This is a genomic window from Thorsellia kenyensis (assembly GCF_042432445.1).
Classification (GTDB): domain Bacteria; phylum Pseudomonadota; class Gammaproteobacteria; order Enterobacterales; family Thorselliaceae; genus Thorsellia; species Thorsellia kenyensis.
Map to the genome: position 1 here is coordinate 1 of NZ_JBHLXE010000092.1, position 24,974 is coordinate 24,974.

Annotated in this window: 23 protein-coding genes; 13 read left to right on the forward strand and 10 right to left on the reverse strand. The window is 34.1% G+C overall.

The genetic code is table 11. The features are described from left to right. A partial coding sequence (locus ACFFIT_RS08495; protein ID WP_385877232.1) for an IS3 family transposase occupies window positions 1–1,129 on the forward strand: 1,129 nt, incomplete at its 5' end. Between the two features lie 393 nt (window positions 1,130–1,522). Here the strand turns inward: ACFFIT_RS08495 and ACFFIT_RS08500 are convergent. The 5 genes from ACFFIT_RS08500 to cspE all read right to left on the reverse strand — a co-directional run bounded on the left by ACFFIT_RS08500 (window position 1,523) and on the right by cspE (window position 6,883). Next, window positions 1,523–2,359, reverse strand: a complete 837-nt coding sequence (locus ACFFIT_RS08500; RefSeq protein ID WP_385877233.1) for a macro domain-containing protein — start codon at window positions 2,357–2,359, stop codon at window positions 1,523–1,525. Next, on the reverse strand, window positions 2,356–2,919 hold the full coding sequence (locus ACFFIT_RS08505; protein ID WP_385877234.1) for a TIR domain-containing protein: 564 nt from the start codon (window positions 2,917–2,919) through the stop codon (window positions 2,356–2,358). The genes ACFFIT_RS08500 and ACFFIT_RS08505 overlap by 4 nt, the downstream gene beginning before the upstream one ends. Before the next feature lie 1,195 nt (window positions 2,920–4,114). Continuing rightward, a complete protein-coding gene (locus tag ACFFIT_RS08510) occupies window positions 4,115–5,230 on the reverse strand; it encodes a DUF2971 domain-containing protein (protein ID WP_385877235.1) in 1,116 nt (371 codons plus the stop codon). Between the two features lie 262 nt (window positions 5,231–5,492). Further along, window positions 5,493–6,512: a quinone-dependent dihydroorotate dehydrogenase gene (gene pyrD / locus ACFFIT_RS08515; protein ID WP_385877236.1), complete on the reverse strand. Its 1,020-nt coding sequence runs from the start codon at window positions 6,510–6,512 to the stop codon at window positions 5,493–5,495. Between the two features lie 161 nt (window positions 6,513–6,673). Then, on the reverse strand, window positions 6,674–6,883 hold the full coding sequence (gene cspE, locus ACFFIT_RS08520; RefSeq protein ID WP_093319728.1) for a transcription antiterminator/RNA stability regulator CspE: 210 nt from the start codon (window positions 6,881–6,883) through the stop codon (window positions 6,674–6,676). 669 nt (window positions 6,884–7,552) lie between these two features. On the opposite strand from cspE, the gene ACFFIT_RS08525 reads away from it, so the two are divergent. From ACFFIT_RS08525 to ACFFIT_RS08580, 12 genes are all read left to right on the forward strand, one after another. Further along, the gene (locus tag ACFFIT_RS08525) at window positions 7,553–8,074 is read left to right on the forward strand and encodes a carboxymuconolactone decarboxylase family protein (RefSeq protein ID WP_385877237.1); all 522 of its coding nucleotides are present in this window, start codon (window positions 7,553–7,555) and stop codon (window positions 8,072–8,074) included. Window positions 8,075–8,240: 166 nt separating this feature from the next. Further along, window positions 8,241–9,059: a mycofactocin-coupled SDR family oxidoreductase gene (locus ACFFIT_RS08530; RefSeq protein WP_385877238.1), complete on the forward strand. Its 819-nt coding sequence runs from the start codon at window positions 8,241–8,243 to the stop codon at window positions 9,057–9,059. A 156-nt stretch (window positions 9,060–9,215) separates the two neighbouring features. Beyond that, on the forward strand, window positions 9,216–10,049 hold the full coding sequence (locus ACFFIT_RS08535) for a transporter substrate-binding domain-containing protein (protein WP_385877239.1): 834 nt from the start codon (window positions 9,216–9,218) through the stop codon (window positions 10,047–10,049). 113 nt (window positions 10,050–10,162) lie between these two features. Beyond that, window positions 10,163–10,843: an amino acid ABC transporter permease gene (locus tag ACFFIT_RS08540; protein WP_385877240.1), complete on the forward strand. Its 681-nt coding sequence runs from the start codon at window positions 10,163–10,165 to the stop codon at window positions 10,841–10,843. 132 nt (window positions 10,844–10,975) lie between these two features. Next, a complete protein-coding gene (locus tag ACFFIT_RS08545; protein ID WP_385877241.1) occupies window positions 10,976–11,728 on the forward strand; it encodes an amino acid ABC transporter ATP-binding protein in 753 nt (250 codons plus the stop codon). Window positions 11,729–11,934: 206 nt separating this feature from the next. Next, window positions 11,935–13,332: an MATE family efflux transporter gene (locus ACFFIT_RS08550; RefSeq protein WP_385877242.1), complete on the forward strand. Its 1,398-nt coding sequence runs from the start codon at window positions 11,935–11,937 to the stop codon at window positions 13,330–13,332. A gap of 164 nt (window positions 13,333–13,496) precedes the next feature. Further along, window positions 13,497–14,144, forward strand: coding sequence for a YchE family NAAT transporter (locus ACFFIT_RS08555; RefSeq protein ID WP_385877243.1), 648 nt, complete (start codon window positions 13,497–13,499; stop codon window positions 14,142–14,144). A gap of 12 nt (window positions 14,145–14,156) precedes the next feature. After that, window positions 14,157–15,686: an ABC transporter permease/substrate-binding protein gene (locus ACFFIT_RS08560; RefSeq protein WP_385877244.1), complete on the forward strand. Its 1,530-nt coding sequence runs from the start codon at window positions 14,157–14,159 to the stop codon at window positions 15,684–15,686. Then, complete coding sequence (locus tag ACFFIT_RS08565; RefSeq protein ID WP_385877245.1) at window positions 15,686–16,360, forward strand: ATP-binding cassette domain-containing protein; 675 nt, start codon at window positions 15,686–15,688, stop codon at window positions 16,358–16,360. Before ACFFIT_RS08560 ends, ACFFIT_RS08565 begins: the two co-directional genes overlap by 1 nt. Window positions 16,361–16,594: 234 nt before the next feature. Next, window positions 16,595–17,875 carry an exonuclease SbcCD subunit D C-terminal domain-containing protein gene (locus ACFFIT_RS08570; RefSeq protein ID WP_385877246.1) on the forward strand — a complete coding sequence of 427 codons (1,281 nt, stop codon included), beginning with the start codon at window positions 16,595–16,597 and terminating at the stop codon, window positions 17,873–17,875. A gap of 63 nt (window positions 17,876–17,938) precedes the next feature. Beyond that, the gene (locus ACFFIT_RS08575) at window positions 17,939–21,205 is read left to right on the forward strand and encodes an SbcC/MukB-like Walker B domain-containing protein (RefSeq protein ID WP_385877247.1); all 3,267 of its coding nucleotides are present in this window, start codon (window positions 17,939–17,941) and stop codon (window positions 21,203–21,205) included. 170 nt (window positions 21,206–21,375) lie between these two features. Beyond that, window positions 21,376–21,777 (forward strand): hypothetical protein, encoded by a 402-nt coding sequence (locus ACFFIT_RS08580; RefSeq protein WP_446697454.1) that lies wholly within the window; start codon window positions 21,376–21,378, stop codon window positions 21,775–21,777. Window positions 21,778–22,114: 337 nt separating this feature from the next. Here the strand turns inward: ACFFIT_RS08580 and darG are convergent, their stop codons facing one another. The 5 genes from darG to ACFFIT_RS08605 form a co-directional block, all read right to left on the reverse strand. Then, window positions 22,115–23,194 carry a type II toxin-antitoxin system antitoxin DNA ADP-ribosyl glycohydrolase DarG gene (darG, locus tag ACFFIT_RS08585; RefSeq protein ID WP_385877248.1) on the reverse strand — a complete coding sequence of 360 codons (1,080 nt, stop codon included), beginning with the start codon at window positions 23,192–23,194 and terminating at the stop codon, window positions 22,115–22,117. An 11-nt stretch (window positions 23,195–23,205) separates the two neighbouring features. Further along, complete coding sequence (gene darT, locus ACFFIT_RS08590; RefSeq protein ID WP_385877250.1) at window positions 23,206–23,850, reverse strand: type II toxin-antitoxin system toxin DNA ADP-ribosyl transferase DarT; 645 nt, start codon at window positions 23,848–23,850, stop codon at window positions 23,206–23,208. After that, window positions 23,850–24,098, reverse strand: a complete 249-nt coding sequence (locus ACFFIT_RS08595) for a DarT ssDNA thymidine ADP-ribosyltransferase family protein (protein WP_385877254.1) — start codon at window positions 24,096–24,098, stop codon at window positions 23,850–23,852. The genes darT and ACFFIT_RS08595 overlap by 1 nt, the downstream gene beginning before the upstream one ends. A 74-nt stretch (window positions 24,099–24,172) precedes the next feature. After that, the gene (locus ACFFIT_RS08600) at window positions 24,173–24,418 is read right to left on the reverse strand and encodes a DarT ssDNA thymidine ADP-ribosyltransferase family protein (RefSeq protein ID WP_385877251.1); all 246 of its coding nucleotides are present in this window, start codon (window positions 24,416–24,418) and stop codon (window positions 24,173–24,175) included. 18 nt (window positions 24,419–24,436) lie between these two features. Beyond that, on the reverse strand, window positions 24,437–24,974 hold a 538-nt coding region (locus tag ACFFIT_RS08605), incomplete at its 5' end, for an IS30 family transposase (protein WP_385877252.1).

The window sequence follows — 24,974 nt, forward strand, 5'->3', positions numbered from 1 at the left end:
CTGCGTTATTGGTGCTATCAAAAAAGTTCAATGCGTTGATTTCGGGAGAGGAAGATTAACTGAAACTTCAACGCGCATTAAACTATTAGAGTTAATTGGTGAAGCTGTTGCATCTGGCGCTAGAGCTTTTAGATGCTGTGAGGTGATAGGTCTCTCCTATGCAACCTACCACAGATGGTGGAAGAATAAAGACCTCAGTCTTAATGTAGATAAGCGATTGAAAGAACATCGCACCTATGTTGAGCCTAAAAATAAACTTTCAGAATTTGAGTATAACATGCTGAATCATTATCTGAATTGTGAAGAATATAAGCATCTATCGCCCATTCAAATCGTACCGAGACTCATGGATGATAAAGGTATTTATATTGCCTCAGAATCGACATTCTATCGTTTTATGAGATTAACTGGACAAAATACTCATCGTGGCAGCACGAGAAAGCCAAGAGCGTCAAATAAACCCAATGAGCTTGTGGCAACAGCGAGCAATCAAGTTTATTGCTGGGATATTACTTACTTGAATTCCAATGTGAAAGGACAGTACTTCTATCTCTATATGTATATTGATATCTTTGATAAATACATCACGGGTTGGCAAGTCTTTGATTCAGAAAGCGCAGAGAATGCCTCTTTATTAATACAAGATATTTATGAAACAGAGAATATCCAACCCAATCAGTTAGTGATTCATTCGGATAACGGCTCTCCGATGAAAGGACAGAGTATGAAGGCAATGTTAGAAGCGCTAGGTGTCTCAAGTTCACACAGTAGACCTAGGGTAAGTAATGATAATCCCATGTCAGAATCGTTATTTAAAACCTTAAAGCATAACTCACTTTTGCCATTAAAACCCTTTAGCAATATACAAGAAGCTAGAGAATGGGTGTATGAATTTGTGAATTGGTATAACAATGAACATCTGCACAGTAGCAATAAATTTATCACCCCTGCTGATAAGCGTTCAGGCAAGGATTTAGCTAAGTTACAGAGAAGACAAGAGGTAATGAACCGCACGAAAGAAAGCCATCCTAATAGATGGGCTAAAGGGCATATACGTGATTGGAGTCCAATAACTAAAGTGACGTTTAATGAAATGCCTGAAAAGGAAATAACAAACGGTGTAGCTTAGTATGTAAAAATTATAAATAACTAACAACTATCTTGACAAGTTCCGTAGCCCTTATTAGCAGTTACTGGTGGGCCTACCCCACATCAAATACAAAAAATTAATTTCATTATAGGTAATGTTCACAGCACAAAAGGTATGTAGGATAAAATAGGTCAAAAACTTTATTATAAAAGATTGAAATTAAAAAATTATAGCGTAGATATAAAAATATTGTGCAAACCTACTGATTAAATGAATCTAGAGAGCCTACCATTCTATTTTAAAAATTATTCATTTAGAGTAATCGGTTATACACGTCAGCTCTCAAAACTGTTCCTGAAATAACAAAATCCCATTAAGAGCGTTTTTTAGGTGAGTTTGAATTTGAATATCTAAATAATTAGGTAATAAAAATCATACCCCGTTTCTTGCAGACTTAATGTCAAGTAAATTAATCTTATTGATCTTATCTTTGTGAATAATAATTGTAAGTTTTGCAGGGTATTTAAATCGCATTTCGCTAATACGAAACGTCCAAAGCATTATTTTCAAAAGATCTTCATCGCTTATAGTCTTGTGACCTTTGATTCGTGTGATTCCAGAACCAAATACTGGAGTAGATACATTCCTCTGGGCGTATACCTTATTTACCTTGTCCCAGAATTTTATCAAAAATTCAATATACTCAGGCATTGTAAGTACAGCCTGGTTGTCATTATCGAATTTTGTAAATGCGGCAAGAAGAAAGTCTTTATATACACAAATTGTACCGATCTGATAGCGCAAATTCTTACCTAGTTTTCGATCCGCATTGCTTTCTAGTTTTTCGTCTTTCTCAAAAGAATAATTTTTGATAAAGAGATCTAGTTCTTCTACAGATATACCAAGATAATTTTGAATAAATATACCATTCAGTGAGCTTTCAGCGATTATTTTGTTATCAACCTCTGTGTCAAAATATTCGTTAAAAGCAATTGCTTTAAACCCTGATTCCGAAAAAATGTCACCAACCTTGATAGTAACCTCGCTTCCTTCTACGTTAATATCAATCTTATTAAGATTGTTCGACCAAAGCCAAACTATTAGATAGATAAATACAAGCAACACTATAAAAAAATATCCGCAAGTAGTTTTGTGCGTTGCTGGTATATCGACAAATAGTACAAATAAGGACAGAAACATGCTTATAAATGAGGTGATTTTGAGGAAGATTTCAAAAACCCTTTTGTCAAAAAAATTAACCTTTATCATGGTTTGTACCAATAGAAGTTTGGAGAAGTTTTAGTCGATAGCATAAAATTACTGTTGTTCAGAGCGTTCTCAATGATTTCTTTTTTGAAAGGGATATGAAGAGTCGGTACCTTATTCATTGAATCCCGAAAAATAGGCAATTTATCCCAAAGATCTTTTACGCATTTCTTCAAAGAACCATTAGATAAAAGACCTTCCTTAGAGTCGAATTCCGGATATATAACGATAACAGGCAGTCCTTGATCATTTATTCCGTAGTCAATTTCTTCTCTTAGTGCTTTTGAGTTTGCCGTATTAGAGCTAAGGAAAAGAACAATATTTTTAGAATTCCTAAGTCGTTCTCTCAGTCTTGGCTTTAAAGTGGATTCCCAATTACTATTGTCACGAACGTTGTAATTCTTATCATGAGAATCATTAAACGGAAATATTTTTTCATTTCCTTTCCATGCTCGCAGCATGTTGTAGTAACAAAAATCTTTTGTGGCATGTGCTCCAAGTGAGCTTGCGTTAAAAGGTTCCGCAACATAAAAAGCTGCGTAATTGCCGTTTCGATATGTCATCATTTCTCCAAAATAATTAGCCAGTTATATGCAAACGATAAAGTGCTACTCAGGCGGCTGGTCCCTAACTTTAATCAGATTTCCAATTTGCTGTATCTCAGTAAGATACCAGTTCAAACTTAAAATAACTTAATAACACAATAAACACTTCATAAAAAATTCAAGATTTAAAATAGTTCAAAATTCTGCAAATCCTTTGGACACTGATACCGAAGCTTTTTTCCTAAACTCATTACAAAAACACACACTTCTGGTTATTGATTCATTAATAGATTTACATTATCAGTAAGTTTTTACTTTGATTCAAACTCAGTTATACTGGAGGAAAACACTAAAAAGCAATTTAGTAATTGGTATTGAAGTCTCAATTAGCTTATCAATAACAAAGAATCATATGCTTTTATTCAAGTTTGTTGGAAACTTAGTTGAGCAGAAGAGTACATAGTGGTCTAGCTCATTCAGGAAAATACTATCACCCCTGCCACAAATAAAGTAAAAAAGTTGCAATTTTACTAGTTTAGTTGTCCTACCAATAATATTTCTTCAAAACTGTTTAGCAATTAAAAATTTTGCGCTTTTCATACTTGCGTATTTTATTATCATAAGGTGCTTATGAAACGATATTCATGGATAAATTGAAATATAATTTAATTATAAGACATAAAATAATAATAAAAAAGTATTTCTCTCATAATGCAAACCTAATATTTTGACTCGATTTCTTAATCTTCGATTATACGGATATTTTTTAAGTTATTGATTTTTTATGCGGAATGAAAGTGGTTAGATTATAAAAGAATCAACTTTAGTTTGATCTGCTATTTCGCATTAACAAATCATCTATCTAAAATTTGCACTAATTTGTATATTAATCGACAGATATTGAATCTGAAACAAAAACACTCATTCAAACTGCTAAAATACAACACAGTTTCTTTAACTGGGTATAATGGGTTTGAATTTGCGATTTTTACAAACAGAACTAATATCTTTATTAATTTAATTCGCCACCTTATATAATTTGTTAAGATGATTTACTCATAAAACACACAGGAACTCAATAAAAATTGCTTAAATTCATATTTACACATAAAAAACTCAAGTACTAGCATATGGTAAATTAATACGTGGTAAATTTATTTTTGATTGTTTTTATATCTCCAAATATAAACTTTTAAAACTATAAATTATTGGGCTAATCTTTTACTATTTCTAATTCTTTTGTTAATTTTTCAAGTTCAACAGCATTAAGAATTCGACTTGCTTGACTTAAACTATTGTCACTCGAATTTTTAACAATACATTCTGTACCGCTTTTAATAATAATATCTCCAGAAGATTTAAGTTCTGTTCTAAAACAGTGAAAATTACCAGCTTTTGAATGATACTTATTATGCCTAAGAGAATATTCAATTTTTCTTTGTATTTCTTCCTTTAAATTAGGACCAAAAATAATACCAATTATTTCATTTGGTCTATGATGAAAAATTAGCTCCCGTGGACTATCATTAACTTTATCTTTTGTACAAAGAAGTATAGGTTCCCTTTCAATGCAGATAAGTGCACGTTTTTCATTTTCATATTTCCAAAAGGAATTTTTCATGGCTAATTTTTCTTGGATAGACTTGGATTTATTTCCTCCAACAGCACATGTTAAAATCGGTATATTTTTATTATTATCTTCATAAGTAACATTCAAAATTTCAATCTTAAAAAATTCATTTGAGTATAAACTTTCACTGATATCAATGAAATTGTTTTTAGCTTCGTAAATAATAACGCATCCTTTAAATCCATCTGCATAATGAGCCCACATAATCGGATTGAGTGCATCAGCTGAAAATGAAATGCTAAAAAATTTTAAATTAATACCCCTTGCGAGTAATTCCTTTAGCATAAATTTAAATAAAATTTTTTTTTGACTTAAATTATTAGGGTTTTCCTCTATAACATCTTCATACGGAAGATCACTAATATAAGGTGTCAAAAACCGATCTAATTTATTATCAATTTTTTCAAAAAAATTATTTAAGCCAGACCAATCAGAAAAAAATTTCCTGTCCTTAAAAAAACTGTTTATATCCTTAATAAAATTTTCACCAAAACCATTAATATTAATGCTTTTGAACACATCAGTTTTTTTTGATAAATTAAATAACTTAATCCACAGGGACTCATCATCTTCAAAAATATAATAAGAAACTAGATCATTAGGATCGTTAAGTTCGTGATTCGCAGAAAAATATAATTCATTATATCTCAATGCCTTATCCATATAAATACCGCAACGAAAATACTTAAATAATGCCATAATATAGACCCAAATATGATAAATATAGTTTTATTTGAAATTAATAAAATATTATTACTAAAACAAAAATATTGGAACAATTATGAAAATACAGGACTCAACAAACCTAAACAATTGATTAATAATAAAATTTTGTATTCTATCACATTTTAATTGCTCAAATATAGCAATTAAAATGTTAAAAATACTATTAAATCCGATTTATAAATAAATATATACTTCTAATCTCTTTTTTAAAAATGATTTACGGACAATCAATTAATTAGATCAGACGAACTAAATCTCTGACTAATTTAGGCCCTTGATAGATGAATCCTGAGTATATTTGAATTAAGCTCGCTCCCGCATTAATTTTTTCTCTTGCACTGACTAAATCATTGATCCCACCGACACCAATAATTGGGATTTTTTGTCCAAGTAGCTCATGTAAAAGTTTGATGACTTCAGTACTCACAGATTGAACCGGTCTACCACTTAATCCACCCGATTCATTGCCGTTAGGAATATCTTGTACTAAGACTCTAGAGAGTGTTGTATTTGTGGCAATAACACCATCAATCTCATATTTCATTAGGGTATGTGCAATTTGTTTTATTTCTTCAACAGTTAAATCTGGGGCAATTTTTACTGCAATCGGCACGTATTTTGCATGTTCTGCAGCTAATTTTGCTTGTTCTTCTTTTAAAGCAGAGATAAGAGAGTCTAAAGCATCTCCATATTGAAGCTGTCTCAGATCAGGGGTATTAGGAGAAGAAATATTAACAGTAATGTAACTTGCATAAGGATAGGCTTTTTTTAAGCAAATCAGATAATCTTCTTTGCCAAATTCCACAGGGGTATCCTTATTTTTACCGATATTTATCCCTAATATTCCCTTATAACGGCTATTTTTTATATTATTTATTAAATAGTCAATTCCATGGTTATTAAACCCCATTCGATTGATTATGCCATTTGCCTCCTTGACTCTAAAAATACGAGGTTTAGGATTGCCTTCTTGACCTTTTGGAGTCACTGTACCGACTTCAATAAAACCAAATCCCATATCAGCAAAAGCTTGAATACAATCTCCATTTTTATCAAGTCCTGCAGCTAATCCTACTGGATTAGGAAACTCAATACCCATGCATTTAATTGGTGTTTTAGGTAGAGGCAGTAAAGGCGAATAAAGTTTAGGCACTAATGGCCAGCTTTGTACTTTTTTTAGTGTTTTAATGGTCAATTCATGCACTTTTTCAGCATCTTGGGTAAACATGACCGTTCTAAGTAATGGATATAACATGGCAACTCCTACGCAAAAGACAAAAAAAAACTGCTGTTAAAACTAGAATAATCTAATTTTAAACAAGCAGTTAAAATTCTAATGATTTACTTCAACTTTGAACGCAATCATCACTTACGTTTCGAGATCAGGTCCAAGTATTGATAAACCTATAAGATTTCTTATAGAGAAGTAACGTTAGCAGCAGATGGACCTTTAGGACCTTCAGCAACTTCAAACTCAACGTTTTGACCTTCAGCTAATGTTTTAAAACCATCAGTCATGATTGCTGAAAAATGTACGAATACATCTTTGCTTCCATCTTCCGGAGTAATAAAACCAAAACCTTTAGATTCGTTAAACCACTTAACTTGACCTTTAATCTTTGCCATGATGCAAAATACCTTAATTTAATGCTAATAAAAATCTTGTATATAACACGGTACTATTGTAACTATGATGATAAACAAGCGAACAATGTTGAGAAACCAGATGTTTGCTAATACGACTTACGTTGGACTAACTGACGCCTAATTATACTGAAATTGTTCAATATAATTAAAAGTCACACCTAAGGTTGATACACATTTGTGCTCTCAACGTGGTTATTTATAACAAATTTTAAGAATATAGCAACATATTTTATCTATTTTTATCAATAAATATGATACCCATCACACCGGTGAATAATTTTAACTTTAGATTCAGCTGGTTAAGTGCAGATAAAAAATCAGTCATTTCTTGTTTTTTTTGTTTAAAGCTAAAAAATAAGTAAATCCACCCTTTTTTGACGAATTGTAACAATTTTTTAAACTATTATTACTCTTTGTTATTCCTTATGCCTTTAGGTTATTTCCTTTTAACATTTTGATTAAGTATAAATAAAGAGGAACAAAATGAATTCTACAGTCTGCATAATTTTATTGCTTGAGCTTTGTGCTGCTGTCTTGTACGAATTTTCTAACAACTCCCTTTATTGTTCTAAATAATTTTATTTGAACATCTAATTTTTTTGTAGCTAAAGTTTATTTAAGTTTTATTAAATATTTTAAGAGGTAAATATGATCCAAATCGTCAACAAGCCGTCTTTTGAAGAACTTTCACCAGAGGCTCAGCAACGCTATGAAGAGCAGATTAACAAAAATGGCAGAATTACAAATATGAAACAGACGCTCCTGCATTCAGTAGTTGCGTTTGATGCACTTATGCAATGGTATCCGCTATTTGAAAATTTAGAAAAATTTTTACCCAAAACCTCAGCTCTATTCTTCGCTCATGCAATCTCAAATCAAAATGAATGCCTTATATGCAACACCTTTTTTATCAAAATATTTAGGGATTTAGAGATAGACATCGCTACTTTCGAGTTTAATGAACAAGAACAACTATTAATTGAATTTGGCCGTGCTTTGGTATCCACTCCTCACTCTATTCCAACAGCAATTTTTACTCGCTTGAAGCAATTTTTTTCACCTAAGCAAATTATAGAACTCACAGCTTTTGCAGGTCTCATGATTGCGACGAATCTTATCAATACCGCATTGAATATTCCACTTGATGAGTATTTATATGAATATCAATAAATTCTAAATGCATTTGAGGATGCACTATCTTATTTTAATGTCAACACATTGCGCCTCAAAATCAAGCATGTATAAAGTACAATATATTTAAAATAGTATGTATCTCAACAAGGTACTGTTTCAAAAACAATTAGCATCATAGTCAATCAATACATAAGGAGTCCAGATGTCGCATCATAGAATTGGTAATTTCCAAGGTAAAGTCGCCTTTATTACGGGTGCAGCCAAGGGGCAAGGGTACGCTTCTGCAATTGCATTTGCAGAAGAAGGTGCAGATATTATTGCTTTTGATTTAGGGAAAAAAATCAGCTATCCCGCTTATAACAATGCTCAATCTTCAGATCTACTTAAATTAAAAGAAACGGTTGAAGCACTCGGACGAAAAATTGTTATCGTAGAGGGCGATGTAAGAAATGAAGCAGATATTGAAAAAGCCCTTCGTCTTGGTTTAAGCGAGTTTAGTTCTATTGATATTCTTTTCTCGAATGCTGGCATCGCGGCATATGGTTATTCTGATGAGCTGACTGAAGAACAATGGGACAGCATGTTGGATATCAATTTAAAAGGATCTTGGCTGGTTTCTAAGCATGTCATTAAGCAAATGAAAAAACAACAGAGTGGTGTGATTATTTATAACTCTTCGATTGCGGGGTTAAGAGGCATGAACAGGATGTCTCACTATTCAGCATCAAAATTTGCTTTGGTAGGCTTAGCGAAATCTCAAGCAATCGAATTGGCACCCTATGGAATAAGAGTGGTTAGTTTGCATCCAACTGGCGTTAACACGCCTATGAATGATGGACTTGCCCAACTAGAGGGAACAACAGTCGAGGAAATTGCAGTCAGGTCAGCAGGAAATCTGTTGCCAGTCCCTTGGATTGAGACTGAGGATGTTACTAATGCGCTTTTATATATAGCCAGTGATAAGGCGCGCTTTATGACAGGTAATCAATTTATTTTGGATGCTGGACTATTGACTCGCTAAATGCAAGAAAAATATAACTCTAGATTGCGTTCACCATAAATTATTAAATATTTTAAGCCAAAGCTTTAAATTTGAGATGAAGTAACCTTAAACAATAGTCACCAGTTGAATATAAGCAGCTTTAAAATTAAACAATCTATAACAATCGAGGTCACAATGAAAAAACAAAACATAAAAAAAATAGGATCACTTCTTGGTATTTTACTTTTAGGTTCATTAGTTGCCGCTTGCGATTCAAATGAATCAGATAAGATCACAAATGCATCAACTGATGCGCCTATAAAAGTAGGTACCATGGGTACTTATAATCCTTTTACCTTTGTGACGCCAGACGGAAAACTGACAGGATACGATCTCGAAGTATTAGAGGCATTAGCTAAAGAAGATCCATCATTACAATTCGAATTCATAGCATCTCCCTGGGATACACTCTTCCCTGGTTTAGAATCAGACAGATTTCAATTGTTAGCAAATCAAATTACCGAAACGCCAGAACGGAAAAAGAAATACCTATTAACCCATAATCAGTATTTTAATGCTACCTCACAATTTATCATCAATAGTGAACGAACTGACATCAAAACACTTGAAGATTTAAAAGGTAAAAAAGTAGGCCTTACGGTTGGAGATGCACACACACTTCATGCAGAACAATGGAATAAAGAAAAAGGAAACCTGTTTGAAATCGTCTACTATGAATCGGATTTGCCTACGATACTTCAGGACATAGAAAATGGCAGAATTGATGCAACTTTTAACGATCCTATCGTTGCCCGTGAAAAAGCGGAAGCACAAGGATTAAAAATCACTCCGTTTGGACAAACTATTTTGAGTGTGCCCACTTATTTTATAGCTAAGAATGATGAACAAGGGAAAGATCTCATTGATAAACTTGACAAAGGCTTATTAAAACTCAAAGAAAATGGCACTTTATCAGAGCTATCGCTCAAATGGTTTGGTGTTGATTATACGCAAAATCGAGCAGGTTAATTCCTATTGACTCTGCAGGCATCCACTGTAGTCTGCAGAGTGTTATCGCCTTTAGATGTCGAAGTATTTTCTCATAACCACTCAGCCGTATCACTTGCTTAATAAGGAATACCATGTTCGATACCTCTTATTTTTTCAGTTCATTCTCTTTTATCATAATAGGAATACCATTGACTTTATCTATTGCTTTAATTGCTTTTCTCATGGGTGGATTGATTGGTTTTGTTATTGCAATTATTAGGATCAACCAATTTAAGTATTTTCATGGCTTGTGTATTGCTTATGTCTCTTTTATTCGAGGAACCCCACTTGTAATCCAACTTTTTTTAATTTACTACGGATTGCCCATACTGTTAAAACTGGCCGGATTTGGCAATTTGATAAGTGAGATCCATCCAATATATTTTGTTTATTTTACCTTTTCAATTAATGCTGGTGCATATTTATCAGAAACGCTGCGTTCAGCGATTTTATCTGTCCATAAAGGACAAAATGAGGCCGCTTATGTTATTGGGCTTTCGAAAACACAGACCATGCTAAGTGTTATCTTACCTCAAGCTATGCGCGTTGCTTTACCAAATCTTGGGAATCAGTTTATAGTCTTGCTAAAAGAGACCTCGCTAGCCTTTTTAGTCAGTGTGCCAGAAATTATGGGGCAAGCTAAGATATTAGCTGGACGAACATCCCAATTTTTTGAAGTATATATTGCAGCAGCGATTCTTTATTGGTGCTTATGCTTGTTAATAGAGAGAATATTGCGTTATGGAGAAAAAAAATTGAGTGCACATATTTAATTTTATGCATCTCTTTAAAAGCATTTAAAAACTAGGATTAGACTACAGCAAATCAATTAACTCTAGCTGTTACTAAGCGCACGAATTTTCGAAACAATAAATTTTGTCATATAAGTGAAGAGAAATTTAATCATGATAACAATACATTCATTAAATAAAAGTTTCGGTTCAGAGCATATTTTAAAAAACATATCGCTCAACATCAAAGAAGGTGAAACTGTTTCTATATTAGGACCATCAGGTGCTGGAAAATCAACTTTAATACGCTGCCTTAATTTCCTGGAAAACGCAACATCTGGTTATTTAACTATTAATAATATTGAAATTGATTTGACTCAGGCTGACAATAAGCAAAAAAATGCCATCAGACAGTGTACTGGTATGGTTTTTCAATCATTTAATTTATTTTCTCATCTTACAGCACTTGAGAACATCATGTTAGGGCTCATTAAAGTTAAAAAATTGCCCAAGTTAGAAGCAAAAAACAAAGCCTTAAAGTACCTTAGTCTCGTGGGATTAGCTGATAAAGCTGATGCCTACCCGGCAAGATTGTCTGGTGGACAACAACAACGAATTGGGATAGCAAGGGCACTTGCCCTGGAACCAAAAATCCTTTTAATGGATGAACCGACATCTGCTTTAGATCCAGAATTAGTTCAAGAAGTGCTCATTTTAATTAAAGAGATTGCGAAAGAAAATATTACTTTGCTTGTTGTCACCCATGAAATTAATTTCGCGAGGCAAATTGCGGATAAAATTATTTTTATGGAAAAAGGTGAAGTCGTTGCCTTTGAAGAAACAGAACACTTTTTTGCTCAGCATCGATCGGAGCGAATAAGACAATTTTTCCAAAACTATAATGAAGATCCTTTATGCTATATTTAATTTTGGCTTTTTAGCCCCTATTTTTTTCTTATTTAAAGTTTCTTGTTTATAGCTTTTTTTATTTTGCTGATCATGTCACCTAATAAGATTCCTAAGGACCCAAAAGTGATTATGAATAATTTTTAACTTGCAGATTCTCCTTATAAGTCTAAAATAGGTGTATTAGTAATATAAAAAATATTACATACACCTACTCGAGATTCGATATGATAAAACTCCCTCAGCAGAATGAACAGAGTTCAGTCCGCTCAAAGGATGTAAAACCCCTTAACTTATTAAAAATATTCATGGTTTTCTTGTTACCTATGCTCCTTAGTAATTTTTTACAAGGTCTATCAGGTACATTGAACAATATTTTTGTAAGCCAGATGATTGGTGATAAGGCATTTGCAGCCTTATCAGCTTTTTTCCCTGTGGTATTTTTGATGATATCTATTGTCATAGGTTTGGGCGCAGGTGGTTCAATTCTTGTAGGACAAGCTTTTGGCGCGGGTAATTTAAATAAGGTTAAGTCGATAACGGGCACAACTCTCTCGCTTAATTTCCTTCTAGGTATTGTTTTTGCTGTGCTCGGAGGGCTATTTTTAGATGAACTCCTTGTTCTATTAAAAACCCCTGATGATCTATTTTTAAGTACTAAGCATTACGCTTATGTCATGCTCTTAAATATTCCATTTATTTTTCTATTTATTTGTTTCACCTCGCTCTTAAGAGGCGCAGGTGACTCGTTAACGCCCTTACTGGCACTTATTGTAAGTACTTTACTCGGTGTCTGCCTTACCCCAATTTTTATACTAGGTCCTTTTGGTCTACCTTCTCTTGGCATAATGAGTCCTGCTCTGGCTATTTTGTTTGCGAATATAATGACTATGTCTTTATTGATTTATTACTTGAAAAAAACTCGGCATATTTTAGCATTCACACGTGAATTCTTGTCACATCTTATGATCAAAATAAGTTATTTAAAGATCATATTTAAAATTTCCATTCCCATGACAGTACAAATGATAACAATTGCCGTATCTGAACTTCTTATTGTGCGCTTAATTAATACTTTCGGTTCAGATGCAACAACCTCCTATGGCGCTATGATTCAAATCTTAGGTTATGTTCAATTCCCTGCCATTTCTATTGCCATAACGGTATCAATATTAGGTGCACAAGCCATAGGAAGGGGTGAATTAGCACTACTTAAGAAAATTACCCTCACTGGTCTTTTGGTGAATCTTTTATTAACTGGTGGATTGGTGTTATTTATTTTATTTTTCAGTGATTTTATTGTTCGATTTTTCATAAGTGACTTAACTACTATAAAGTTGACTAAACATATTCTTATGTTGACCCTGTGGGGTATGATAATTTTCGGTTTTGCTCGAGTATTTGCTGCAATTATGCAATCTAGTGGAATAGTACTTATACCTACTTTGATTAACGTGATTGTTGTTATATTTATCCAATTACCGATTGCAGGGTTTTTGGATAACTCCTTTGGGTTAACGGGTGTTTGGCTCTCTTATCCTATTGCATTTTCTATTATGCTTTTAATGCAATTTAGTTACTATTGGTTTTCATGGCGTCATAAAACAATAACAAGACTTATCTAACATGAATAATGATTTCTATTTACTTAAACGGTTAAAAAACTAACTAAATTAATAAATAACTAAATTACTGAATAATAATTGTATTCGTAGATTCCCATAGCAAGTGTATTTTAAATTTTAAACTTAACAGCTCTCTACCCAGATTTTTTATCTAGGAATGAATTATGAATGATGCCCTAACACTATTTCCTATTTTACTGAAGTTTTTCATTGGACTTTTTGCTGTGGTTAATCCCATAGGGATATTGCCAGTTTTTATAAGCATGACAACTTATCACTCAGCAGCTATGCGTCACAAAGTCAATTTGACAGCAACATCGGCTGTAGCGATTATACTTTTCGTTTCCTTAATTTTGGGGGAAGCAGTCCTAAGGCTTTTTGGGATCTCACTTGACTCATTTCGCATAGCAGGTGGAATACTTATTATGTCAATTGCCATGACGATGATCAGCGGTAAACTGGGTGAAGAGAAGCAAAATAAACAAGAAAAGCAAGAAAATGTCATCAAAGAAAATATTGGTGTAGTTCCATTAGCTCTCCCTTTAATGGCAGGACCTGGGGCAATAAGCTCAACGATTGTATGGAGCACAAAATACAGCGACTGGCAGTATATAGTAGGATTTACCTTTGCTGTTATTTTATTTGCAGTTTGTTGTTGGCTAATTTTCAAAGCTGCACCCTACTTTGTCAAAATACTTGGTCAAACAGGGATTAATGTGGTCACACGTATAATGGGGTTAATATTAATGGCTTTGGGGGTAGAATTCATAGTCACTGGTATTAAAGCCCTTTTCCCTGGTTTATTAACTTAAAAAGAGACTTATATGCAGGAATTTTTAGCTGTAGCAAACACTCACTGGCAGTTACTTTTCGAATTAACACTTCAGCATCTCTGGATAAGTAACATAGCCATCTTATTGGCAATTTTTATTGGAATAAGCATTGGTATTTTTCTGTCTATTTTTACTCCCTTAAAAGGACCTATCTTGGTTTTAGTAAAAATGCTTTACACCATACCATCAATCGCTATGTTTGGATTCTTGTTACCTTTTTTTGATGTGGGTAACCAAACTGCAATTATTGCTTTAGTGATATATGCGCTTTTACCTATGATAATGAATACAGTTACCGGTATTGAAAATATTCCTAAGCATATTACAGATTGTGCTAAGGCAATGGGGAGTTCTAGACGACAGATACTATTCAAAATTGAACTTCCTTTGGCGCTTCCTGTGATATTAAGCGGCATAAGAACGATGGTGGTTATGACGATTGCTTTAACGGGTATTGCCACATTTATAGGTGCTGGTGGACTTGGTGTGATGATTTATCGTGGAATTACCACAAATCAAATTTATCTCACCTTACTTGGTAGTATCGCTGTTGCATTATTGGCTTTTGCTGTTGATGGTTTTTTGCGTCTCTTAGAATGGCAGTTGACAAAACGCAGATCATTGTTGCCAAAAAAATTGTTCATTAGCCTTTCTCTTATGTTCGTAATTATTATAACAGGTCTCATCAGTCTGACCCAAATGCGTGCAAGTAGTGATGTTAATATTGCAACTAAACCAATGACAGAACAATATATTTTGGGTCATATATTGAAATTATTGATAGAAGATAATACTTCTTTAAAAGTTAAACTTAGTCAAGGTATTGGAGGTGGAACCTCTAATATACACCCTGCTATGGTAGATCAACAGTTTGACATATATCCTGAATACACAGGGACCGCTTGGAATGCCGTCTTAGGTGAAAAAAGTAACTATCAATCTGTGCTGTTTGATAAACTTAAGAAGCAGTATGAACAATCATTCAATCTCACATGGAAAGGCCTGTATGGGTTTAATAACACTTATGGGATTGCAATTAAAAAAGAGATTGCTGATAAATATCAAATCAAAACATTATCAGATTTAGCGATTTATGCTCCAGAGCTTAAATTTGCAGCTGAATATGATTTTTTTGAGCGCCCTGATGGCTATAATGCTCTAAAGGAAACTTATGGTATTTATTTTGAAGAGATGATAGATATGGATATTGGTCTTAAATACCAAGCCCTAAACCAAGGAAAAGTCGACGTCATTAATGTATTTACGACTGATGGACTACTAAGTCAAAGTGATGTAGTTATACTTGATGACAACAAACAATTGTATCCTGCTTATGAGGCTGGAAATATCATTAATCAATCACTTCTAGAAGAACATCCACAGATAGAGCCCGTATTGAATAAATTGAATGGTCTAATTACAGACAAAGAGATGGCGACACTCAATTATGAAGTAGAAGTTTTAAAAAAATCACCTGAAAATGTCGCAAAAGAGTTTCTACAAAGCAAGGGGATATACTGATGCCATCAAACATTCCATTTATTGAGTTTAAGCATGTTGATAAAAAATATGAGGATAGAGTCATATTTAACAACTTATCTTTTAACATTAATAAAGGAGATTTTATTACCCTTACGGGCACATCTGGGGGAGGTAAAACAACTTTTTTACGAATGATCAATGGCATGGTTATCCCTGATAAGGGAGAAATACTCATAAATCAAGAAGCCATCAATAAACAAGATATCTTAGCTCTAAGAAGAAATATTGGGTACGCCATTCAAGGGAGTGGATTATTTCCACATATGACAATTAAACAAAATATGCTTTATGTACCTGAACTCTCTTTAGATTGGAATGATGCTCAAAAAAACGCAAGAGTACTAGAACTCTTAGACATCGTGTCATTGGACAATACTGTTTTATCACGTTTCCCTGATGAACTTTCGGGGGGACAACAACAAAGAGTAAGTATTGCAAGAGCACTCGCAGCTAATCCTGATATTTTGCTGATGGATGAACCTTTTGGTGCATTAGATAGCGAAACTCGCACTCAGCTTCAAGACTCCATTAAGTCTATCCAACAGCGCTTAGGGGTAACTATTGTATTTATTACCCACGATGAAATAGAAGCGCGTTTATTGGGAACGAGAAGTTTTGAGTTAGTAGACGGTCATTTAACAGCCAAAAATTAAGTCAAGTTAGTGCTTTACGATTTAAATGTAATTTAATCATAAATGGACAGCAGCTTTTTTATTGTGGGTGCTATTTGCGTTACTTATGCAAAACCTTAGAAATTGCTAAACAAGTCTAGTAGTTTTATTAATATATTACCACTTATTCTGTTGCATCCTTAAAATATTGTTAAGTGATTAGAAGACTATCATAATTGAAGATAATGAAAATAGAAGACAATATAATAGAAGACAATGAAAATATTACATACCTCTGACTGGCATTTGGGAAGAACGCTTTATGGTAAGAAAAGAGACATTGAATTTGCCCAATTTCTTGCTTGGCTTAAAGACACTATCAATCAACAAAAGATTGATATTCTACTGGTGGCAGGAGATATCTTTGACACCACAACCCCCTCACACAACGCTCAATCACTTTATTACCAATTCTTATGTGATGTAGCAAGTACAGGCTGCCAGCACATTGTTATTATTGCAGGAAATCATGACTCCCCTTCTTTTTTAAATGCACCTAAAAGTATTTTATCTCATTTGAATGTCCATGTTGTGGGTGCAAAAAGTGACAGCGTCACAGAGGAGGTACTGCTTTTAGAAAACAAAAAAGACCTTTCATCCCCCTTAGCCATCATCTGTGCTGTTCCCTATTTGCGCGATAAAGATTTACGACAGCAAAACAGTGGTGAATCAATTGATGAAAAACAACAGAAGCTGGTTGAGGGACTAAAACAGCATTATCATTCTGTATGTAAAGAGGCTGTTTTGTTACAAGAGAAACTGCTAGAGATGGGACAGACAAAAGTACCTATCATTGGGATGGGGCATCTTTTTGCTGCGGGCGGCATTACAACTGAAGGGGATGGTGTACGTGATCTTTATGTAGGCAATTTGGCACATATCAGCGCTGAAGCCTTTCCAAAAGAATTAGATTACGTAGCATTAGGCCATCTGCACAGTCACCAATTAGTAGGAAAGCACTCTCATATCAGGTACAGTGGTTCTCCTATTGCGATGGGCTTTGGTGAAGCAAATCAAACAAAAAAAGTCCTTATTGTTGAATTTACCCCTGTTACCTCAAAGACTGAAAGTGTTACATTTACAATTGAAGAGATAGTTATCCCTGTCTTTCAACCTTTAGTTCGCATTGAAGGTGATTTAGATAAAATATTACATGCATTAGACGATCTTTTAGCACGAAAAAGTACAGCATGGGTTGAAGTAGAATATAACGCTAAGACGCTGGTTCCAGATTTGCGAAGAATAATTGATTCACATATTGAGGGAAGCTTTCTAGAAATACGCCGTATTAAAAATAGACTTATATTTGATAGCATTCTTAAGAGAGAAAAAGAGACTGAAACTTTAGAGGATTTAACTCCTTTAGATATTTTTAAACGATGCTTAGAAGCTAATAATGTTATTGATGAAAAAGAGCAATCAGAACTTATTTCGTTATTCAATGAGTCATTATACGCCATTGAAAATATGAAACATAATGATGAAGATGAGTCATAATTTTGCGATTCATAGGCAGATTTGAATGAATAAAATTGAATAGATACAGATAAATAGATACAGATGAAAATATTGCAAATTAGATTTAAAAACCTTAACGCACTCTATGGTGAATGGCAAATAGATTTACGAGAGCCAATTTATCAAGACAGTGGCATATTCGCTATTACAGGTCCCACGGGATCAGGAAAAAGTACCTTACTTGATGCCATCTGTTTGGCTCTGTATGCAGAAACACCTCGGCTTGGAAAAATAACTAAATCCAAAAATGACATTATGTCAAGGCAAACGGGTGAATGCTATGCCGAAGTATTATTTGAGACGGATAAAGGACAATTCATAAGCCAATTTTCACAGCGAAGAGCTAAAAAGCAAGCTAATGGTGCTCTACAAGAACCCATTCATCAATTAGCACTTGCTTCTGGCACTATCATCGAAAGTAAAAAAAATTTGGTGGGAAAGGCCATAATAGAGACGACCGGTATGGACTTTACCCGATTCACACGCTCAATGCTTTTAGCACAAGGGGGGTTTGATAGCTTTTTAAAGGCCACTGATGATGATAAATCAAAAATATTACAACAAATTACAGCGAGTGGTTTATACAGTGAACTATCTAAACAAGTCTTTTTAGCCCATAAAGAGGCAAAACTTGCTTATGATAGCTTACTTGCACAATCACAGCATTTACAGGTCCTTGATGATGAGAATTTAGCACAATTACAAGAAGCTTCGGAAAAAAATAATCAAACTTTGATAGAAATAAATAAAGAAATCGAACAAAAAAAACAAGAACGAGACTGGTTAGTTCAGCAAAATTCCCTCATCGCCTCAATAAAAGAATTAGAAATCACCTTAGAAAAAACTACTGCGAAAAAACATGCTTTTTTGCCAAAAATAGAAATCATAACACAAGCGCAAAAAGCCCTATCTATCGAGGCAAGTTACACGAGCCTAACTCATTATGAAGGATTACTACTTTTAAAAAAGAAAGAACTAACACAACAATCTGAAAAGGCGCCAAAGTTAAAAGCCGTGTTAGTGGAACATAATCAAAAAATATCTACTGAACAAAATTTACTTGAGCAAACCGAACAACAATACAAACAATTGTTACCTATCCTAAACGAAGTCAAGCAGTTAGATATCGAAATAGAACAACTAGATCAGCAGCTTAAACGCTTGAATAGTGCACTTGTTAAAGAGCTAGAGAAACAACAATTACTTCAAAAAGAACATTTAAAGCTTGAAAATGAAAAATTGTCTACCCTAAAACAAATAAGTGATTCAAAAAATTTTATGGATCATGGACTTGGAGTACAAATAAAAAGCTTATCTCATAATTTCTCTTCACTATTCCTCCAGATAGAAAGACTTAAACAGCTTAAACTGTCACAAATAACTCTTTTGAAGCAACAAGATGATAATATTTCTTCACAAAAAAATGTCGCAAATAAATTAGAATTATTAAGTAAAAATCTCAGGGCATTTGAGCAGGAAATAGTGCAGATTAAAAATGACGAAGCAGAATTAGTTAAAGAGAGTCAATTACTTCTAAACAACCGAACTATTGAAGAGATATTAAAAGAAAAAGAGTCATTAACAAAATCACTTTATTATATTGATACAGTCGCTAACTTGACAGCACATAGAGCGAATCTCATGAAAGATGAACCATGTCCTCTTTGTGGCTCAATAGAACACCCGTATGCACTTGAAGTTGATATTGATACTGATAAGAAAAACACCGAAGCTGCAATTGAATTACTCAACCGAAAGATTCGTCAAGCCAATATTATCAAAGAACAGTGCGCAGTATTTACTAAAAAGGTTCAGGATAAAAATTTAGTTATACATCAAACACAATTAGAAGAAGAAAAATACATTCAGACCCATCAATTTTTACAACAAACAGCAACTGAATTAGAAAAACAACAAAATGAACTCACAGCTGAAGTATTGAGACTTACTGTAAAAATAGAAGAATTAATTACCCCACTTCAATTAAGTATAAGTAGTACACCTTTAGATACTCTAATAACAAAATTAGAGACGTTAATTAAGACGTATGAGCGTCATTCAGATATATTATCTAAAGGGGAATCAGAGCTAAACTCCTTGGCAATTCGTGAATCACATATTACTGTCAGTTTAAATGAGTTACAGCACTATTTAGCTAAAAATACCGAAGAAATCACAAAATTAACAGAACAACTCACCGCTAAACAAGATAAGCGACGTTTCCTTTTTTCAGATAATGATCCTAACGTTGAACTGATTAAGCAGGAAGAAAATCTTATATACATAAAAAAATCGTTACAAGATTTAGTCGCTGAGCAGCAACAACTAACTGAACAATTAACGATTAATAGTACACAAATACACACTTTGCAGTCAGACATTATTTCTATAACAGGAAGATGCCTTGAAGCAGAACAAAAATTTTCCGCTTTACTCCAAGAAGTGGGTTTTAAAGATAAAGCGGATTTCCAATTTGCTTTATCAACTAAAGATTCAATTGATACTTTACAGCATGAATTGAAATTATTGGAAGATGAACTTTTTGCTCTAAATACACTCATTAAAAAAAGTCGTGATGATTTAATTGCCCTGCAGACTTTAACACTGACTGAAGACCCTTTAAATAGCGTTTTAGCAACATTATCGCACTTAGAAAAACAATTAGAATCTGCAAGGCAAACCCAAATTGAAATACACACAGTACTCAAACAAGACCAGCAAGCAAGGGAGCAGCTAGGATCGCTTAAACATAGCCTGGAGCAATCAAGAAACCACCTTGTGTCTCATGAAAAGCTCAATCTATTAATTGGTTCAGCGGATGGAAAAAAGTTTCGTCATTTTGCTCAAGGGATCACATTTGAAATCCTTGTCATGCATGCTAATCAGCAATTAGCCAAGATGAACGACCGCTATTTATTGATCAGAGATAATTCTCATCCTTTAGCTTTGAATGTAATAGACAACTATCAAGCAGGAGAAATTCGTACTATTAATAATTTATCTGGTGGAGAATCCTTTATTATGAGTCTAGCTCTTGCATTAGGATTATCTCAAATGAGCAGTCAAAAAACCCGCGTAGATTCCCTATTTTTGGATGAAGGGTTTGGCACATTGGATGAGGAAGCATTAGATGTTGCATTAGATGCTTTGTCATCATTGCAACACGAAAATAAACTGATAGGAATAATTTCCCATGTGCCACAATTAAAAAATAGAATTACCACTCAAATACTTATTGATGCAGGCCATGGCGGAAGAAGTAAAATGGTCGGTCCTGGGTGTAAACATATCAATGATTCGTTTATATAGCTAAACGGAGATTGGCAAGATAATTGTAATCTTGTATGGATTGCCCGAAAAAAAAAACAAACGGTGTAGCTTAGTATGTAAAAATTATAAATAACTAACAACTATCTTGACAAGTTCCGGAACTCTGTAGGCTTATCATTGCAACTAATGATTTAAGTGAAGAAATGGGCATGCTGAGTCTATTAGACCGATATAAATCACAAGAGAAAATTGAAAGTGGTTTTAGGCTATTGAAAGATCCCTCTTTTTTCGCCAATCCAATTTACTTACACACACCGCATCGTATTGAGTCATTATTGATGCTCAAAACAGTCTGCATTATGATTTACTGTGCGGTACAACATGAGATCAGAACCCAATTACAACGTTCAGGGAGTCAAATTAGAGGGCATTGTAACAAGTTAACGAACAAGTCTACAGCCAAATACATTTTTAAATTATTTAGGAATATCTCAGTGATTCAGACTCGAGTAAATAAAGCAATAAAACAGCAGCTGACAAAGCTAGCTGAGGAGGTTAATTTGGTCTTAAAAATACTTGGAGAAGACTGCCTAGCGATGTATCAAGTTTAGTTAAATTGGTTGAGCAAAGCATACTATTTTTAGCTTGGGTGATACAACTCTAAATGGCCGTGCAGTAAGGTGTGATTTAGTGTATAAATATCAATCGCTTACACTAAGCAATAGCCTAATGATGGCTTCTTTTCTGGGTCTCTACTTAGTGTTTTCGATGCAGATACGAGATATGACGAATAACATACAAATTAGTGCAAATTTAGAACAAATGATTTATTAATGCGAAATACGGGATACATCATTATCCATCAGTGTTTTTTTCACTTTTAAATAAGGAATACCTTAAGCTTTCAATTTTTAATTACCGTCATCGTTTTATTGATAATTCAATGCATTAACTTGCAACTTGTAAGTTAACCTGCTTTAGACGATTGAGTGCCAACTCTAATTTTGATACATCAAACAATTTGAGCTTACGTTTAGCCCATGTTTCTCCAGCAGGCCAATGCCGTATACCATCCAAGAGAGATTCAGGATCTGGAGATACATGCTCATTAAAGAGCAACCAATCTACGGTAGACAATAGTTCTATCCCGTAAGGAGACTCAAAACCGTCAATTAATTCAGTTGTTTTTTCTAATGCGGGGATGTAGTCTTTCGCTTCATACTTTAAGTACAATGTAACCTTATCTCGCTGAGTATCATTAAACCAAATAATATCTAGCGGGTCGCAATCACTTATGCGTTTTTCGCTCTTTAGGTAGCAACCATCCAAGCCATCTAATAAATGACGTAATTTATCTGAATATGGTCCATAATTATTCGCGACGAAATTAAGATTCAACGGATTTTTTAGCCCTTGAGCATCAATAGCACGTTCTATGAACCAAGCAAGTTTCTGAATTTCTAATAGACTACATTCCATTCCAAGCACCCAGTAACGACGTATAAGCTCAGCAATCAAGGCACGTGCAGGAGTTAACTTTTCAACACCCTTTAGTTTAGCCACGTTCTGATATTGTTCGGTAGGTTCAAAAATCATGATTTCTACATTTTTAAGATCGCCGAGTATTTTGGTAATATGAGGTTTTACCTCTTCCCACTTGAGACCACCATTACCGGCTCCCAATGCGGGGATAGCGATAGATTGCACGTTATGCATCTTTATAAAAGCACGAAGATCGACTAATCCATCTATAATCCATTGCATTTGTGACTTAGCTCGCCAATGTTGTTTTGTTGGGAAGTTAACAATCCAACGAGGCCCCATTAGTTCACCTGTCTCTGTAACAAACATCTTTCCGGTCTTAACATTTTTATCCTTACATGCTTTTGCATAAGCAGCCATGTTGGCTGGATAACGTTCTTTGAACATCAAAGCAATTCCTTTGCCCATAACTCCAACAGTATTAACGGTATTAACCAGGGCTTCTACATTAGCCTCCAACAAATTACCTTGTATAAATTTTATCATCTTCGGGCTCCTTAAAAGTACCAACTAGGTCGACAGCGTATATCCAATTTAACATTTAGCCTATTGGCTTGTTCTTGCAATTCTTGTTGCACAACCTCTGTGTAACATACCGCACCCAACAATGCATTAATTGGCATATGCCTATAGATTAAAGCTTCTGCTTGATAACGCTCTACCTTTTCAGGATCATTTACATTTCGCTGAAAATTTCGTTGCTGCAATAAATCCCAATCAATCGTCGTTAAATCAGCTAAATTATTGTAGTAATTTGCGGTTACTGGATACGCATGACGATCGGTAAATACAAAAGGCAGTCCGATTTCAGCAACGTGATACAAGCTAGAAACTAAAATAACAATATCGCTATTAGATACATATTTCACGCCTCCGCGTCCTGTGTAAATATTATACATCATTGGGGAGAATGGCGTGAAATAAAAAGGAATATAATCATTAAGTACACCTTGGGGCACAAGAGGCACAGTACGATTACCACGACGATTGATTAATTCCTCATTTCCAATAGTTATCCAGTTTTGAGAACGGGCTGTTTCGTTTCCTGCATGCAATCCATTAATGAGTATCCATGGAATATTTTGGCGATGAGTAATTCGCCAAATAAGTGCTTTTTTTGAATTAAGCTTCGTATATTTCATTAACTGGACACTCCTTGATTCATAGTAACATCAATCTGAACGAATTGTTTCTCTAGCTTACTTTTTACAATATTTACAATCTCCTCTGTGGGAACATAGATTTTAAAGAACTTTGATATATCAACAATGTGAGGGGATAAACATTCCGCCATACAAATGTTCTTGGATTCTAAATCTTTGTAATCTCTCTTATTCATGGTATCCCATTCAATTAAATTAAAACCTATATCATAGTCATAAAGTTCAATATTACTATTTGCGAGTGGATGTCTAGGAGTTACCTTTCATTTTTCATCCTTAGCTGTTTGTCGTGTGACTGTAATTAAAACAAATTTTTTATTTGGCCAAGTATTTTGAACGCTACCATCAAGAGGATTTTAGAAAACCAATGAAAAGGAACGTAGTTTTCGAGTTTATGCTTCTTTCGATTTTTTATTATTCCTTGATCTTCAATATCATGAAATTGATTTAATTGTGCTCTTGGTATTAATCTATTTTTCAAAATGGAGCTTAGATTATTCAAACTTGTAAGGTAATAGAGTAACTTCTTATATTTTATATCCGTCATTTTTTTCTTTTGGCGAATTCAAGTAATAAGTGCATAGCCCTCGAAAATTTTTTCTCTGGTTATGCCTGTTAGTTCCTCGAATACTTCATAGGGTGTTTTATAACCCAAACATTTTCTTGGTCTGCTATTTAGTTTATCAATAGCATCAAGTACTTCTACTACTTCAACATCATTCAGTTGCCTCGATTTAGGGAAGTATTGCCTTAAGAGGCCATTTGCATTTTCATTTTGTCCTCTTTCCCAAGAATGATATGGTTTAGCAAAATACGTTTCACATCCTAATCTGCCTGCTATAACTTCATGCGCTGCAAACTCCCTGCCATTATCAAATGTGATGCTTAGCACTACTTCTTTTATAGGTTCAAGCATTTGCGTAATCGCATGCGTGACCTCTTCAGCGCTTTTGCGACTAACTGGCAAAGCTAGTCGTAGTTTTGATTTTCGCTCATCCAAGGTTGCTAATGCACCTTTGTGTTTGTTTCCAATCATTGTATCAGCTTCCCAGTCACCGATTCGTGTTCGGTTATTGGCTGCTTCAGGTCTTTCATCAATATCT

What these genes read in the sequence shown, in the direction of transcription:
- ACFFIT_RS08500 (WP_385877233.1), bottom strand. Translation starts at nt 2,359, where the DNA reads ATGATAAAGGTTAATTTTTTTGACAAAAGGGTTTTTGAAATCTTCCTC.
- ACFFIT_RS08505 (WP_385877234.1), bottom strand. Translation starts at nt 2,919, where the DNA reads ATGACATATCGAAACGGCAATTACGCAGCTTTTTATGTTGCGGAACCT.
- ACFFIT_RS08510 (WP_385877235.1), bottom strand. Translation starts at nt 5,230, where the DNA reads ATGGCATTATTTAAGTATTTTCGTTGCGGTATTTATATGGATAAGGCA.
- pyrD (WP_385877236.1), bottom strand. Translation starts at nt 6,512, where the DNA reads ATGTTATATCCATTACTTAGAACGGTCATGTTTACCCAAGATGCTGAA.
- cspE (WP_093319728.1), bottom strand. Translation starts at nt 6,883, where the DNA reads ATGGCAAAGATTAAAGGTCAAGTTAAGTGGTTTAACGAATCTAAAGGT.
- ACFFIT_RS08525 (WP_385877237.1), top strand. Translation starts at nt 7,553, where the DNA reads ATGATCCAAATCGTCAACAAGCCGTCTTTTGAAGAACTTTCACCAGAG.
- ACFFIT_RS08530 (WP_385877238.1), top strand. Translation starts at nt 8,241, where the DNA reads ATGTCGCATCATAGAATTGGTAATTTCCAAGGTAAAGTCGCCTTTATT.
- ACFFIT_RS08535 (WP_385877239.1), top strand. Translation starts at nt 9,216, where the DNA reads ATGAAAAAACAAAACATAAAAAAAATAGGATCACTTCTTGGTATTTTA.
- ACFFIT_RS08540 (WP_385877240.1), top strand. Translation starts at nt 10,163, where the DNA reads ATGTTCGATACCTCTTATTTTTTCAGTTCATTCTCTTTTATCATAATA.
- ACFFIT_RS08545 (WP_385877241.1), top strand. Translation starts at nt 10,976, where the DNA reads ATGATAACAATACATTCATTAAATAAAAGTTTCGGTTCAGAGCATATT.
- ACFFIT_RS08550 (WP_385877242.1), top strand. Translation starts at nt 11,935, where the DNA reads ATGATAAAACTCCCTCAGCAGAATGAACAGAGTTCAGTCCGCTCAAAG.
- ACFFIT_RS08555 (WP_385877243.1), top strand. Translation starts at nt 13,497, where the DNA reads ATGAATGATGCCCTAACACTATTTCCTATTTTACTGAAGTTTTTCATT.
- ACFFIT_RS08560 (WP_385877244.1), top strand. Translation starts at nt 14,157, where the DNA reads ATGCAGGAATTTTTAGCTGTAGCAAACACTCACTGGCAGTTACTTTTC.
- ACFFIT_RS08565 (WP_385877245.1), top strand. Translation starts at nt 15,686, where the DNA reads ATGCCATCAAACATTCCATTTATTGAGTTTAAGCATGTTGATAAAAAA.
- ACFFIT_RS08570 (WP_385877246.1), top strand. Translation starts at nt 16,595, where the DNA reads ATGAAAATATTACATACCTCTGACTGGCATTTGGGAAGAACGCTTTAT.
- ACFFIT_RS08575 (WP_385877247.1), top strand. Translation starts at nt 17,939, where the DNA reads ATGAAAATATTGCAAATTAGATTTAAAAACCTTAACGCACTCTATGGT.
- ACFFIT_RS08580 (WP_446697454.1), top strand. Translation starts at nt 21,376, where the DNA reads ATGCTGAGTCTATTAGACCGATATAAATCACAAGAGAAAATTGAAAGT.
- darG (WP_385877248.1), bottom strand. Translation starts at nt 23,194, where the DNA reads ATGATAAAATTTATACAAGGTAATTTGTTGGAGGCTAATGTAGAAGCC.
- darT (WP_385877250.1), bottom strand. Translation starts at nt 23,850, where the DNA reads ATGAAATATACGAAGCTTAATTCAAAAAAAGCACTTATTTGGCGAATT.
- ACFFIT_RS08600 (WP_385877251.1), bottom strand. Translation starts at nt 24,418, where the DNA reads ATGACGGATATAAAATATAAGAAGTTACTCTATTACCTTACAAGTTTG.